This window comes from Acinetobacter sp. I-MWF (assembly GCF_025433935.1).
Lineage (GTDB): Bacteria > Pseudomonadota > Gammaproteobacteria > Pseudomonadales > Moraxellaceae > Acinetobacter > Acinetobacter guillouiae.
Genome location: NZ_JAMBAR010000069.1, coordinates 1 through 350, shown reverse-complemented (window position 1 = coordinate 350; position 350 = coordinate 1). Strand labels below are relative to the sequence as shown.

Here is a 350-nt window from a genome sequence, read left to right as displayed (position 1 = left end):
TCTACAATCAATGTTGGTGTCTCACCTGGTGTCACTGGACCAATCACAATCCCTGGGGTCGTGTCATCCGTTTGTGTACCACCTGGGAACGTCCCTTGGTTATCACCTTGGTTGTCTACAAAGTCTGTTGGTGTTGTTGGTTTATCTGGCGCTGTTGTATCCACAACCACTTGAATAGGATCACTTGGAACACTGGTTTTACCCGCTTGATCTGTGATCGTATAGGTAATTTCATGTTGTCCTTCAGGTAATGGATTAACTGGCGTCAATGTACCTGTAGTTGGATCATAAGTAGATGGAACTTCAACACCATCAACAATCAATGTTGGTGTATCACCTGGTGTCACAGG

At 44.9% G+C, this 350-nt stretch carries 1 protein-coding gene; it reads right to left on the bottom strand.

The annotated features are described in order from the left end of the window. A partial coding sequence (locus tag M2R48_RS21405) for an Ig-like domain-containing protein (protein ID WP_262087649.1) occupies nt 1-350 on the bottom strand: 350 nt, incomplete at both ends.